General features: G+C 69.2%; 15 protein-coding genes. 2 read left to right on the top strand and 13 right to left on the bottom strand.

Going from position 1 to position 12,520, the window contains the following annotated elements:
- Positions 1-96: 96 nt before the first annotated feature.
- The 8 genes from HS99_RS35825 to HS99_RS45510 form a co-directional block, all read right to left on the bottom strand.
- Complete coding sequence (locus HS99_RS35825; RefSeq protein ID WP_078938748.1) at positions 97-1,257, bottom strand: MFS transporter; 1,161 nt, start codon at positions 1,255-1,257, stop codon at positions 97-99.
- Positions 1,258-1,279: 22 nt separating this feature from the next.
- On the bottom strand, positions 1,280-2,314 hold the full coding sequence (locus HS99_RS35820) for a threonine aldolase family protein (protein ID WP_030552501.1): 1,035 nt from the start codon (positions 2,312-2,314) through the stop codon (positions 1,280-1,282).
- Complete coding sequence (locus HS99_RS35815; protein WP_078867101.1) at positions 2,311-3,099, bottom strand: thioesterase II family protein; 789 nt, start codon at positions 3,097-3,099, stop codon at positions 2,311-2,313. The genes HS99_RS35820 and HS99_RS35815 overlap by 4 nt, the downstream gene beginning before the upstream one ends.
- Positions 3,100-3,118: 19 nt before the next feature.
- Entirely contained in the window at positions 3,119-4,546 is a 1,428-nt protein-coding gene (locus HS99_RS35810; RefSeq protein ID WP_158876504.1) for an amino acid adenylation domain-containing protein, read from the bottom strand.
- 35 nt (positions 4,547-4,581) lie between these two features.
- Complete coding sequence (locus tag HS99_RS35805; RefSeq protein WP_030552505.1) at positions 4,582-5,808, bottom strand: cytochrome P450; 1,227 nt, start codon at positions 5,806-5,808, stop codon at positions 4,582-4,584.
- Entirely contained in the window at positions 5,805-6,098 is a 294-nt protein-coding gene (locus tag HS99_RS35800; protein ID WP_157846524.1) for an acyl carrier protein, read from the bottom strand. The genes HS99_RS35805 and HS99_RS35800 overlap by 4 nt, the downstream gene beginning before the upstream one ends.
- An 11-nt stretch (positions 6,099-6,109) precedes the next feature.
- A complete protein-coding gene (locus HS99_RS35795; RefSeq protein WP_046386169.1) occupies positions 6,110-6,640 on the bottom strand; it encodes an adenine phosphoribosyltransferase in 531 nt (176 codons plus the stop codon).
- A 372-nt stretch (positions 6,641-7,012) separates the two neighbouring features.
- Positions 7,013-7,156, bottom strand: a complete 144-nt coding sequence (locus tag HS99_RS45510; protein ID WP_157846525.1) for a hypothetical protein — start codon at positions 7,154-7,156, stop codon at positions 7,013-7,015.
- Between the two features lie 90 nt (positions 7,157-7,246).
- Here HS99_RS45510 and HS99_RS35790 point away from each other — a divergent pair, with 90 nt between their 5' ends.
- Entirely contained in the window at positions 7,247-7,897 is a 651-nt protein-coding gene (locus HS99_RS35790) for an HAD family hydrolase (protein ID WP_030279935.1), read from the top strand.
- Positions 7,898-7,983: 86 nt separating this feature from the next.
- On the opposite strand, the gene HS99_RS35785 is transcribed toward HS99_RS35790, so the two are convergent.
- Both HS99_RS35785 and HS99_RS35780 read right to left on the bottom strand, forming a co-directional pair.
- Complete coding sequence (locus HS99_RS35785; protein WP_030279937.1) at positions 7,984-9,480, bottom strand: IMP dehydrogenase; 1,497 nt, start codon at positions 9,478-9,480, stop codon at positions 7,984-7,986.
- Between the two features lie 214 nt (positions 9,481-9,694).
- Entirely contained in the window at positions 9,695-9,916 is a 222-nt protein-coding gene (locus HS99_RS35780) for a hypothetical protein (RefSeq protein WP_030552507.1), read from the bottom strand.
- Positions 9,917-10,010: 94 nt separating this feature from the next.
- On the opposite strand from HS99_RS35780, the gene HS99_RS35775 reads away from it, so the two are divergent.
- Positions 10,011-10,631, top strand: a complete 621-nt coding sequence (locus HS99_RS35775) for an L-threonylcarbamoyladenylate synthase (RefSeq protein ID WP_030552509.1) — start codon at positions 10,011-10,013, stop codon at positions 10,629-10,631.
- Between the two features lie 56 nt (positions 10,632-10,687).
- Here HS99_RS35775 and HS99_RS35770 read toward each other — a convergent pair whose 3' ends face one another.
- Genes HS99_RS35770 through HS99_RS35760 form a run of 3 tightly spaced genes read right to left on the bottom strand, consistent with a single transcriptional unit; the run spans position 10,688 to position 12,503 of the window.
- The gene (locus tag HS99_RS35770) at positions 10,688-10,945 is read right to left on the bottom strand and encodes a hypothetical protein (protein ID WP_030279941.1); all 258 of its coding nucleotides are present in this window, start codon (positions 10,943-10,945) and stop codon (positions 10,688-10,690) included.
- Positions 10,942-11,640: a hypothetical protein gene (locus tag HS99_RS45505; RefSeq protein WP_157846526.1), complete on the bottom strand. Its 699-nt coding sequence runs from the start codon at positions 11,638-11,640 to the stop codon at positions 10,942-10,944. The genes HS99_RS35770 and HS99_RS45505 overlap by 4 nt, the downstream gene beginning before the upstream one ends.
- A 23-nt stretch (positions 11,641-11,663) precedes the next feature.
- The gene (locus tag HS99_RS35760) at positions 11,664-12,503 is read right to left on the bottom strand and encodes a helix-turn-helix domain-containing protein (RefSeq protein ID WP_232543003.1); all 840 of its coding nucleotides are present in this window, start codon (positions 12,501-12,503) and stop codon (positions 11,664-11,666) included.
- Positions 12,504-12,520: the final 17 nt, after the last annotated feature.

Raw genomic sequence — 12,520 nt, 5'->3', positions numbered from 1 at the left:
CGCGCACCCGCCCGAGTCCTCCACCGCCGAACCTGGTCTACGTCTGGCTGACCGGGCGACGGCGCCCGGACGGACCTGGTCGGCGCGCGGGGTAGTTCACGAGACGCTGTCGGGAACCGCCGCTTCGTCGCGCAGCACCTTGACCTGCAACCTGACCAGCAGGAAGCAGGGCAGGCAGACCACCGCCATCGCCAGGAACGCCCAATGCGGGGAGGCCGTGTAGAGCGGGCCGGTGACGGCGGTGACGGCGGCGACCCCGAGGCCGATGGCCAGCCCGGCGTAGAGCGCCTGGGCGTTGGGCCAGAGGTCCTCGGGGACATGGCTCTGCACACAGCGCGCGTGCGCGAGGTGGGTCAGCGCGAAGGTGCCCGCGTGGAGCGTCTGCGTGAGCACCACGAAGGCCAGTGGCATCGGTACCGCGAGCAAACCCCAGCGCAGAACGGAGATCGCCGCGGCGGCCGCGAAGAGAACAGGGACCGGATAGCCGCCGAGCAGCGGTCCCGCGTACTTGAACAGGAGCAGTTCGCACCCGACGGCCAGCGCCAGCATGAGGCTGACGTTGATGCTCGACACGCCGAGCCGGCTGAAGTATTCGGCGCCGAAGGCGTAGTACGCCGCGTGCGCACCCTGGAGCAGCACGGAACTGCCCAGGCCGAGGGTGTAGACGCGGTTGCGCAGCAGCCGAACACGGCCGCCACTGGCCACGGTCGTCACCGTCGGGAATCCGACCGGGCTCACCACGTCCGCCACCGCGAGCAGCAGGCAGCCCACGACGAACACCCCGACCAGTGCGCCGCTGCCGGCCAACCGCCCGACCACGCCGGACACGCACAGACCGAAGAGGAACCCTGCCGAGCCGAAGTAGCGGACGCTCCCGTAGTCGACCTGCCCGTTCGCTGCGCCGATGGTCGCCAGGGTCTCGCTGAGCGGCATCAGCAGGGGATAGCTGATGCCGACCAGAACCGATACGGCCAGCATGGAGCCGAACTGAGGGTGAGTCAGGTAGAGCGGGCTGAGTGCCGTCGCCGTCCAGGCGAGCAGTTGCGACAGTCTCCGAAGCGGGATCGTTCGGCAGAGCATCGGGAAGACGACGGCTATGGAGATCGAGCGTGACACCAGACCGGCGGTGATGATCGCGGTCACTTCTGTTGGCCCGAAGCCTGACGCGAGCAGCCAGACCCCCCAGTAGGAGAGGTAGGAGCTCCAGGTCAGGAAGAAGAGGAAGAACCGGGCCGACAGCCACACTCGGAATGACATCTCAATATCTTCCTACACATACTCAGCTGCTCGTGGCCAGTTGGGCGACCGCCTTGGCTACCGTCAGCGCCGCCCGCTCGCACTGCTGCTTGTCGACGTCCAAGTGGGCCACCAGCCGGACCGTCCGCGGTCCCATGACCGAGACCCGCACGCCGGCCGTCGCGCAGAGCTCCTGCACCTTGGCCGCATCGGGCACCTCCACGAACACGAGGTTGGTCTGGGGTTCCCGAACCTCCAGTCCACTGTCGCGCAGCAGACCGGCGATGAGGGCCGCGTTCGAGTGGTCCTCGGCCATCCGCCCGATGTTGTGCTCGAAGGCGTAGATGGCAGCGGCCGCCAGGATCCCGGTCTGCCGCATGGAGCCGCCCATCCGGTGCCGCATGACCCGGGCCTCCTCCAGACGGTCGGCATCGAGGAGCAGCACGGTGCCGGCGGGCGCGCCGAGCCCCTTGGAGACGCAGAGGGACAGGGTGTCGAAACAGGCTCCGTAAGCCTCGAAGGAAACGCCGCTGGCGACATGGGCGTTCCAGAGCCGGGCGCCGTCGCAGTGCACCGCGACCCCGGCCTCGCGGGTGATCCGCCGGATCTCCCGCAGCGCGGCCAGGGGGTACACCACGCCGCCGGCCGCGTTGTGGGTGTTCTCCACCGCCACCGCCCGCGTCCCGCTGCCGTAGGCGGTAGCCGGACGGATCATCCGGGCGAGCACCTCCGGGTCGATGAGGCCGTCGTCGGAGACCGTCGTCCGGGTCAGGATCCCGCCGTGCCAGGCGACTCCCCCGTCCTCGTAGAGGAGGAAGTGCGCACCCGCGTCAGCCAGCAGCTCCTGCCCCGGCGGTACCAGCAGACGGAGCGCGAGCTGATTGGCCATGACGCCGCTGGGCAGGAACAGTGCTCCGGTGAACCCGAAGGCGTCGGCGAGCATCCGTTCCAGCCGGATCACCGTGGGGTCGTCACCGAGGGTGTCGTCACCGACCTCGGCGGCGGCCATGGCGGCTCGCATGGCCGCAGTGGGCCTGGTGACGGTGTCGCTCCGCAGATCGATGGTCTGGTCTGTCACGGTGCTCCCTTGATATCGGGTGCCGAGGGGACGGCCGAGCCCTTGGTGAGGGCGGTCAGGCTGTCCGTGAGGCAGTCGAAGAAGAGGTCGGGGTGGTCTCGGAAGTAGAAGTGGCCGCCGGGAAAGAGCCGGACGGCGGACGGACCCGTGGTGTGCCGGCGCCACTCGCCGAGCCGGCTTTCGTCCTCCCAGTCGTCCGTGGCGCCGAGAGCGAGGATGGGGCAGCTCAGCGGGGCTGTCGGGACATACTGGTAGGTCGCGACGATGGTCAGGTCCGCATGCAGGTTGGCCAGGTACAGCTCACGCATCCGCGCGTCGCTCCCGAGCTCCGGCAGTGGTCCGTACCGCTCCTCGACCCGGGGGACGAAGTCGGCGCCGTCGAGGAGGTGGAGCGGCAGTCCGGGGCGGTGCAGGTGCGGGGGGCCGTTCACGGACACGATGAGCTGCTGCGGCTCCGGGCGTCCGCGGTCGCGCAGCGCGACAGCTGTCTCATAGGCGACGATCGCACCGAGACTGTGCCCGATGAAGGCGTACGGGCCCGAGAACTCGGCCTGTTCCGTCAGCGCGCCGACCAGTTCTCGCATGTCGGTCATGGCCGACTCGCGCATCCTGCTTCCGCGGCCCGGGAGTTGGACCCCCCACACCTCGACCTCGGCGGGGAGTCGGTCCGCCCAGCGCTGGTACTCACCGGGCGAGCCACCGCTGTGCGGGAAGCAGTAGAGGCGCAGGGCGGCGCCGGCTCGCCGCTGACGGCACATCAGCCATCGGGGTGGTGCGGCTGTCATCGCCACCTCCTTCGGTCGGTCAGTTCTTCTGCGGCAGTGCGTCGTAAGCCAGTTGGTCGATCGCACCGTGGTCCAGCTTGCCGTTGGGCAGCACCGGAAGCCGGGACAGCGGCACGATGCGGCTCGGCACGGCGACGGCCGGCAGGCGCTCGATGAGGTGCGCCCGGAGGGTGCGCTGGTCGACTTCTCCGTTCGTCGGGCTCACGAAGCCGACCAGCTTCTTCCGTCCCTGGACGCTGCAGACACCGACTGCGGCGGCCTCCACGTCCGGGTGGGTGCGCAGTGCCTGTTCGATTTCGGAGCGGTCGACGCGCATCCCACCGAGCTTGAGCTGGTGATCGGCCCGGCCGTGGAAGCGCAGTTCGGCCTCGGCGGTGACGGACACGATGTCACCCGTGCGGTACAGGTCCGAACCGAGCTCGGCGAGGCCCGGTCCGCCGATGTGGAGCTCCCCGGGTTCCCCGGTCGGTACGGCGGCACCATCGGCGGACCGGACGTAGAGGCGGGTCCCGGGAACAGCGCGCCCGATGGGTACGTCGGAAAGGTCCGCATCCGCCCGGGTGCACTCATGGACCGCGCTCCACACCGTGCACTCCGTCGGACCGTATTCGTTGTAGAGCCGGGTACGGGGGAGCGCGTCGAAGTGCCGCTGGACCAAGTCGGGAGGGCATGCCTCCCCCGCGACGATCACCGTCGACAGCGCGCCGGCCCGCTCGGCGAGGCCACCGCGCAGGGCGATGTCGTAGAGCGACGGAAGCATGAGCAGGTGCGACGCGCGGTACTCCTGCGCGGCCCGGCCGACCGCCAGCAGGTCCGCCGGGCGGTCGCTCGGGATGACCAGTCGGCCGCCGCAGGCCAGGGTCCAGTAGATGCCGGCGACCGAACTGTCGAACGAGATCGACGAACAGAGCAGGAAGGTGGAGACCGGCGTGGGGTAGTACTCGAGTCTGGCCGCGGTCGAGGCCGCCAGCGCGGAGGCGGAGATCGTGACGCCCTTCGGCCGCCCGGTCGACCCGCTGGTGAAGCAGGTGTACGCCAGGGTGCCGCGGACCGTTTCACCCCGGGAACCCTCGGCATCGGCTTGCACCGTCCGGAGGTTGTCGAGCCGGATGCCCAGACCAGGCTCCGACACCGAGAACCTCGCGCCGCTCGCCTCCGCGATGTAGCGCTGCCTGGCGACCGGGAACCCGGCGTCCACAGGGACGTATCGCGCTCCCGCACGCAGCACCCCGAGCATGCCGACGACCGCCCAACGGGACAGCCGCGCGTGCACGACGACCGGGCTGTCCGGCTCCACCCCAGCGGCCCGCAGCGCGGTGGCGATCACGGCGGACCGCTCGTCCAGCTCCGCGTAGCCGAGTGATCCCTCACCGTCGACAACTGCCGTGCCCTGGGCCCGGAATGGCTCGATCAGGTCGAGGATGTGCGGCGGGGCGTGGAGTGGCACGACTGGCAGGTCTGGTACCCAGTGGGTCATCTGAGTCAGCCCTCCACCGTGGCCCTGCGGGGAACTCCTGCGACTGGGACCCGCTTGAAGCCGGCCAGGAACGTCGAGTGCATCCGCTCGATCTCGCCGACCACCTCGATCGAGGAGAACGTCGCGAACAGTTCGGTGAACAGCAGGCGCAGGGCCAGCCGGGCGAGGTGCGAGCCGACGCAGTAGTGATGGCCGACGCCGAAGGCGAGGTGCCGGTTGGGGCGTCGCCGGATGTCGAACACATCGGGATCGGGGAAGACCTTGGCGTCCCGGTTGGCCGAGGCCAGGTAGGCGACCACGGCGTCGCCCTCCGCGACCGGCACGCCGGAGAGTTCGACCGGGTGGAGTGCGTAGCGCATGAAGTTGCTGGCCGGCGTGGCCCAGCGCAGGGCCTCCTCGATACCGGAGTCCAGCAGCTCCGGGTGCGCGGCCCAGTCCCCGTAAGTCGGGCTCCCGGCCAGTTCGACGATCGCGGCGATCGGGACGTGCGGCAGAGTCCCGGCCGAACCCAGCAGCATGCTGTAGCAGTTGGAGATCACCGAACCGGTCGAGATGCGCTCGCCGTCCACTTCGGTCTCGGCCAGCACACTGATCAGGTCGTCACCGGGATTCCGCAGCCGTGCCCGGACCAGGTCCGAGAAGTAGGCGAAGATCTCACGATGACCGCGCTTCAGCGTCGGCTCCACTCCGCCCGGCAGCTGGAACTCGGGATCCTCCTCCGCCGTCGACATCATGGCCAGTCGGATGAGACGCGGATAGTCCTCGGTGGGCAGCCCCAGGATGGGGCCGAGGGCGACCAGCGGCAGCTGGGACATCGCGACCGCGAAGTCGAAGGGCTGCCCGTCGGCACCGGGGGCGAGCAGGTCACGGATGCCGGCCTGGATCCGGTCGGAGAACGATGCGAGCGGCTTGACGGCGAGTGCCTGCTTGAGCGGGATCCGCGCTCGGTCGTGGTGCGGTGGGTCGGTCGCCGCCAGTTGCTTCCCGGCTGCCGGGTCACCGCGGCCGAGCAGGTTGAGCAGCGTGCCTCGTTCCGAGGTGAAGGCGGAGTAGTCGTGCAGCACCCGCTCGACATCGGCATACCGGGTGACGACCCAGTAGCCGCCGCCACGGCCGGAGTTCGGTTGCCAATGGACCGGGTCGTGTTCGCGAAGGTGACGCCAGACCTCGTGTGGTTCGCCCTGGGAGTAGAGCCCGGGATCGGTGAGGTCTCTTGCCGTACCGGTGCTCACTGACGGCCTCCCGGGTGCGCGCCGGTCGTCCCGGACGGAGCGGCCGCCACGGCCTCCTCGATCACCTGCGTCAACTCCGTGATCGTGGGCGACAGGAAGAGGGTCGTGGCCGAAACCTCCACCCCGAATTCCTTGTCGATATCGCCCTGCAGTTCCGCTGCGGTCAGCGAGTCGCCACCGAGCTCGAAGAAATCGTCGTCCAGTCCGATCGGCGATATCTCCAGCCGGGCGGTCCATAACTGCGCGAGCCGCTCCTGCACTGATGTCTGCTGTGCTGCTTCCACTGCCACGAGCAACTCCCTTACGCGTCGAACGAATAGACCGAGAAGAGTGGCACGCTCACCCGCGACCTTCCCTTCAGGAACGACTTCTCGATCAGGCAGGTGATTCCGACCACCGTGGCACCAAGCTCCTCGAGCATTTCCACGGCGGCCGCCACCGAGTTTCCGGTGGCAACGATGTCATCATGAATGAGGACTCGGGAACCGGGCTGCACCAGATCCTTGCGAACCTCGATCCGATCGGTCGAGTATTCACCGGAGAATGTCCGGCTCACCGTCTCGCCCGGCAGCTTCCCCTCTTTGCGAATGGCCAGGAAGCCGCAGTCCAAGCGATCCGCCAAAGCCCCGCCGAGGATGAAACCTCGCGCGTCTATGCCGGCAACGTAGTCCGGAGTGAGCGGAGTTGACCACTCTGTGAGGTCCTCGAGCGCCGAACTGAAGGAGTCTCGATTGGCCAGCACCGGCATGACGTCGCGAAATGCAACGCCAGCCCGGAAATCCTTGAACACTGGAACCCTTGATTCGCCGTCCCGCTGTTGACCGGTTTTCATGAGTCCTCCTTACTGCCGCACGGCAGTGAAAGATCCTGACGAGCGCGCCAGGAAAGGCCTACCCTGAAGGAATTCCGGATTTCGATAGTGCGGTAACAGTCCGGCACCGTGTCGCAGTGGCCGATGCGCCTGTCCGGGAAACCGATTCGGCTGCGCCGGAAAACTCGGACGGACCGTTCCGGCGCCCGGGGCCCCCGAGCGTGATCGCAGCCATAACAGCCGGATCATCGTTCAACACAAGAACTTCATCGGCAAACACAGCCCCCCGGTTGACTCCGAACCGCTAGCTGGACGTGTCCATGACGCTGTGGACGAAGCTACATCGCAGGCGCCCCCTCGGCAAGATCGCTTGGACTTTCATCCACCGAGAACTCACAATTGACGGTCGGTCGGGTCGGAAAGCTCCGCCCGTGCCAGCATTGGCGTCGAAATCATCAGAACCACCGGGTTGAGACCGATTTGCCGGAGTCGGCCGTTCGACGACGCTCCCGCGGCGCCCGACAGGAACTCGGGCACCGCGCCCGCTCCACACCGCCCCAGCCCACCGCCGTAGCCCGCGCTGCTGACTGATCCTCAGGGTTGCTTCGCAGAAAGGTTGGTTGGATCATGGCTGCCATGAACACGACCGAGATCAATGCGTCCCCCGCACCGGCACTGACCATAGGTTTCGACCTCGACATGACGCTGGCCGACGGCCGACCGGGCATCAAGGCGGTGCTGGACATGGTGGCGGCCGAGACGGGGGTCGCCATCGACAGCGACCTGGCGATCACCCGCGTCGGCCCGCCGATCGAGGAGGAGATGGCCTACTGGTTCCCCGCCGATCAGGTGGACGCGGCTGCCGACCGGTATCGGGCACTGTTCCCCGAACACGGCGCCCCGGTGGGCAAGTTGCTGCCCGGTGCGCTCGAGGCGATCGCCGCCGTCTACCGGCACGGAGGTCGACCGATCGTCGTCACCGGCAAGTTCGAGCCCAATGCCCGACTGAACCTCGCCGCGCTCGACATCAAGGTCGACGACGTCTTCGGCTCGGTCTTCGCCGACCGCAAGGGTTCCGTTCTGCGGGAGCAGGGTGCCAGCGTCTACGTCGGTGACCACCTCGGCGACATCACCGGGGCACGGACAGGCGGCGCACTCGCGGTGGCAGTGGCCACCGGGCCGTACACCGCGGACGAACTGCGCGAGGCCGGTGCCGATGTCGTACTGAACGACCTGACCGAATTCCCGGGCTGGCTCGACACCCACCTCGCGGCTTGAACCGGACCGGACCCGCAGGTGATCGAGTCATCGACTCCCGTCACCTGCGGGTCCGGTCATCGCGGGCGGGCCCGCGGAGCCTGGTCTCAGGCGACCGTCCCGGAGGTGTCCCGGAGGGCGACGCTCGCGTGACTCTCCTGAAGGCTCTGCTCGGACACCAAGGTCAGTCGCGCCGAGGACTGGAACTCCGGCAGCGTCACCGAGCCACAGGAGACCATGGTGGACTTGATCTTCGCAATGGTGGTGGCCAGACCCTCGTTGAGATCGCCGGCATAGGGAACGTAGCCGTCGACACCCTCCTCGAAGACCAGTCCCTGGCCGCCCTGGCCGTAGCGCTGCCAGTTCCGGGCACGGTTGGAGCCCTCGCCCCAGTACTCCTTGACGAAACCGTCCCGGGTGGGGATCTTCGCACCGGGCGCCTGGTCGAACCGGGCGAAGTACCGCCCCATCATGACGAAGTCCGCACCCATCGCCAGCGCCAGCGCCACGTGGTAGTCCTCCACCAGACCACCGTCCGAGCAGAGCGGCACGTAGTCGCCGGTGCGCTCGAGGAAGGCGTCGCGGGCCGCGGCGACGTCGAGGACGGCGCTCGCCTGGCCCCGGCCGATGCCCTTCTGATCGCGCGTGATGCAGATGGAGCCGCCGCCCACCCCGATCTTCACGAAGTCGGCACCGGCCTCGGCGAGGAAGGTGAACGCCTCGCCGTCGACCACGTTGCCGCCGCCGATCGGGATCTCCGGATAGTGCTTCTTCGTCCAGGTCAGTGCCTCGGCCTGCCAGTCGCTGTAGCCGTCGGACGAGTCGAAGCACAGGACGTCCGCGCCCGCCTCCAGCAAGGCCGGGACACGATCGCGGTAGTCGTGGGTGTTGACGCCCGCACCCACGCGCAGGCGCTTGTCTGCGTCCACGACCTGGTTCGGGAAGCGCTTGTTGTCCGCGTAGTCGGACCGGAACACCAGATGCTGCAGGTGCCCCTCGTCGTCCAGCACCGGAAGGCAGTCCAGTCGCTCCTCCCACAGCCGCGCGTTCGCCTCGGAGAGGGTGACGTCGACGCCGGCATGCGGCAGGTCGCCGACGGCGGTCATCCGGCCACTGACAGGTCCTTCGAGGTCGTGCCGCTGGGGATGGAAGTCGCGCGAGGTCACGAGTCCGAGCAGGCGTCCGGTGGCGCTCCCGTCGTGGGTGACGGCGGCGGTGCTGTGGCCGGTTCGGCCCATGAGCCCGACCAGGTCGCGAAGGCTGTCGTCGGGCCGGACGTTCGTGTCACTGGTGACGAACCCGGCCTTGAAGTTCTTCACCTTCCGGACGGCCGCTGCCTGTTCCTCGATCGACTGGTTGTGGTGGATGAAGCTCAGACCGCCGTTGCGGGCGAGCGCGATCGCGAGCTCCGGAGAGCTGACCGCCTGCATGATCGCCGACGCGAACGGGGCGTGCAGCTCGATCGCCGACGCCTCGCCCGCGCGGTGCCGCACCAGGGGCGTACGCAGATCGACGGCCGCGGGCCTGCAATCGGTTCGAGTCCGATTCGGAAGGAGCAGATACTCGTTGAACGTCCGCGACACCTCGGCGATGATCTGTGCCATGCATTCCTCCTGATCCCATCGGCCGGCGCCGGTCGGCCCAACCGTGAAGCCCGCGCCCATGTTCGATGGCTCGGCCGGTCGGGTGCGCGGAAGGGCGTGGCGGAGCTCCGCCTCCCCAGGGCGTGCATCCTGACCGGATCTCACAAGTGAGGCGCGGTAGTTGATCCCGCACCCTATCGACTGCCCGCCCTGTTGACGAATCATCGTCATATCGTCAGCTGACACCCGACAGCAGCCCCTGGGCGAGGACCCGGACAGCGCGCTGCAGGCCAGTTGATCCAGGGTCAGGATATTCGGGGCCGACCCCGCGCGCCGACTCCTCCACCCACCGGTCCGGCGCCTCGGCCCGCAGCTCGCGGAAGAGCCCGTACGGCACGTCCTCAGCGTACGTCTCCGGCCGGAAGATCCGGTTCACCCGCGCCTGGTCGAAGCCCATGCCGACCGACCGTACGCGGCAAGTCGGCGGCCCGCCAGAACCCGGGGCGTCACGGTTGCAGCGATCGGCGGCCGACATCCCGTAGGGTCGGCCAATGGCGAAGTACTTCGACGTGCACCCAGAGTCCCCCCAGCCGCGCACCATCAGCACCGTGGCCGACAGCGTCCGGTCCGGGGCTCTCATCGCGTACCCGACCGACTCCTGTTTCGCCCTGGGCTGCCGACTGGACAACCACGAGGGCCTGGAGCGGATCCGCTCGATCCGGCGCCTCGGCGAGCGGCACCACTTCACCCTGATGTGCGAGGACTTCGCGCAGCTCGGGCAGTTCGTCCAGCTCGACAACTACGTCTTCCGGGCCGTCAAGGCGGCGACCCCGGGCAGCTACACCTTCATCCTCCCCGCCACCAAGGAGGTTCCGCGCCGGCTGCTGCACCCGAAGAAGAAGACGGTGGGCGTCCGGATCCCCGACCACGCCGTCACCCGGGCGCTGCTCGCCGAACTCGGCGAGCCGCTGGTCTCCAGCACCCTGATCCTGCCCGGCGAGGACGAGCCGATGACCCAGGGGTGGGAGATCAAGGAGCGGCTGGACCACGTGCTGGACGCCGTGGTGGACTCCGGCGAATGCGGAACCGAACCGACCACGGTGATCGACTTCTCCGACGGGGAGGCGGAGATCGTCCGGCGCGGGGCGGGCGACCCGGCACGCTTCGAGTGAGCGCTGACGGGGGCAGTGTCGGGTGAGGGCTCTCGGGTGAGGCTGCGGCGCCGGTCTCAGCGGTGGCGGAGGTCCACGAAGGCCCCCGCCAGGCCGCCGAGCGAGACGGCCGGGACGAGCGACGCGTCCCAGGGCTGACCGCCCGCCACTCCCGAGACCACCACCAGCGCGAGGACGGCGACGCCCGTCACCCGTGCCGGGACCGAGCGCGGCACCAGCGGTAAGGGCTTGCCGTTTCGCCGTTGTCGGGCCAGTTTGATGATGAGCAGGAGTACTGCGACCGCGAGCAGCGGCGGCGCCATGTCGTGGGTCATGGCGCCAGGATGTCATGGACGGTGAAGAGTTGTTCGAGTTGGGCGGGGTCGTCGGTCCGGAACACGGCCGCTTCCACGGCGAGTTGGAGGTCAGGGCCGTGCAGCCATTCGGCGAGGGCACGGTACGCGGAGCTCTGTTTGTCCCGGAAGGCGTTCGAGGGTTCGAGCCACCCGGCGAGGGCGAGCTCGTGCAGCCGCTCCACGGCCGTCGGGGTCGCCAGGCGGGCCCATTCTGCTAGCCGGTCACCGGTGCGGTCCGGGTCGGCGGCGGCGAGGGCACAGAGGACGGACTCGGCGTCCCACCACTCCTCGGCGTTGTGGAGGGCGTCCGACCAGAGTGCGTCCAGGAGCCGGCGCAGGTACCCGGCCTCCGGCCAGTCGTACCAGCCGGCCCGGGCGAGCTTGACGCCGACCACTTCCAGGTCGGGGACGGTGAGTTCGCCGGTCAGAACGAGTTGGAGGATGCGGGGGGCGAAGTAGCGGAAGTCGCCGGGCGAGCCGACGGTGCTCAGCGCCGAGGTGGCGTAGTGCGTCAGCTCGTCCGGCCCCAGCCGCTCGCGCGGGGTACGGAGCAGGGTCTCGATCCCGGCCGGCGCGTTGCAGCACGGGCAGGCGTCGATGCCGGTGGGGCGCGGGGCCGTTGCGAACGCGGCGGGGAGCCCGTTGACGAGGTCCTGCAGTGCGGTGCCGTCCATGATGGACACCATTGGACACGCCCTCAGCGACTGGCCGACCAGTTGAGCAGCAGGCGGAGGGCGTCGTCGGAGGGGGTGCCGGGGTCGGCGGTGTAGGTGACGAGGGCCTGGTCGGGGTCGTCGGCGGGGCGGAGGGTGTCGTAGGTGAGGTCGAGGAGGCCGGCGACGGGGTGGTGGAAGCGTTTGCGGCCGGAGGTCTTGTCGGCGACCGGGTGTTCGGCCCAGAAGGCGTTGAACTCCGGACTGCCGAGGCAGAGTTGGCCGATGAGCTCGGCGAGGCGGGGGTCGTCGGGGCGGCGGCCGGCCTCCAGGTGGAGGAAGGCGACGTTCTCCCGGGCGCAGGTGGACCAGTCGGCGAAGAGGTCGCGGGAGGCCGGGTCGAGGAAGGTGATGCGGGCGATGTTGCGGTGTTCGGGCGGGAGGGCTCCGTAGTCGCCGAAGACGGCTGCCGCGGCCCGGTTCCAGGCCAGGATGTCCATCCGGTGGCCCATCACCACGGCCGGTGTGCCGTCGAGTCGGTCGAGCAGGCGCAGCAGGGAGGGGCGGGGCTGCTGGCGCGCGGTGGGGCGGCGGCGCACGCGGCCGGACGGGCGGGCGAGGCGGTGGAGGTGGCCGGACTCGTCGGGGGCCAGGCGTAGGGCTCGGGCGACGGCGTCGAGGACGGCTTCGGAGGGGTTGCCGACGCGGCCCTGTTCGAGGCGGGTGTAGTAGTCGACGCTGACCCCGGCCAGGTGGGCGAGTTCCTCTCGGCGCAGGCCGGCGACCCGGCGCCGGCCGCCGTAGTCGGGGAGGTCGACGTCGGCGGGCCGGAGGGCGGCACGGCGGGTGCGGAGGAAGTCGCTGAGGGCGGTGGTCGGGTTCACGGAGACGATTCTGACCC

The sequence above is a fragment of the Kitasatospora aureofaciens genome, from assembly GCF_001188955.3.
Lineage (GTDB): Bacteria > Actinomycetota > Actinomycetes > Streptomycetales > Streptomycetaceae > Kitasatospora > Kitasatospora aureofaciens.
Note: the sequence above shows the minus strand (reverse complement) of the source record. Positions and strands in the feature narration are given on the sequence as shown.

Excerpts from the sequence above, each read along its gene's own strand:
- HS99_RS35825 (WP_078938748.1), bottom strand. The coding sequence starts at position 1,257 with ATGTCATTCCGAGTGTGGCTGTCGGCCCGGTTCTTCCTCTTCTTCCTG.
- HS99_RS35815 (WP_078867101.1), bottom strand. The coding sequence starts at position 3,099 with ATGACAGCCGCACCACCCCGATGGCTGATGTGCCGTCAGCGGCGAGCC.
- HS99_RS35795 (WP_046386169.1), bottom strand. The coding sequence starts at position 6,640 with ATGAAAACCGGTCAACAGCGGGACGGCGAATCAAGGGTTCCAGTGTTC.
- HS99_RS35790 (WP_030279935.1), top strand. The coding sequence starts at position 7,247 with ATGGCTGCCATGAACACGACCGAGATCAATGCGTCCCCCGCACCGGCA.
- HS99_RS35785 (WP_030279937.1), bottom strand. The coding sequence starts at position 9,480 with ATGGCACAGATCATCGCCGAGGTGTCGCGGACGTTCAACGAGTATCTG.
- HS99_RS35780 (WP_030552507.1), bottom strand. The coding sequence starts at position 9,916 with ATGGGCTTCGACCAGGCGCGGGTGAACCGGATCTTCCGGCCGGAGACG.
- HS99_RS35775 (WP_030552509.1), top strand. The coding sequence starts at position 10,011 with ATGGCGAAGTACTTCGACGTGCACCCAGAGTCCCCCCAGCCGCGCACC.
- HS99_RS35770 (WP_030279941.1), bottom strand. The coding sequence starts at position 10,945 with ATGACCCACGACATGGCGCCGCCGCTGCTCGCGGTCGCAGTACTCCTG.
- HS99_RS45505 (WP_157846526.1), bottom strand. The coding sequence starts at position 11,640 with ATGGACGGCACCGCACTGCAGGACCTCGTCAACGGGCTCCCCGCCGCG.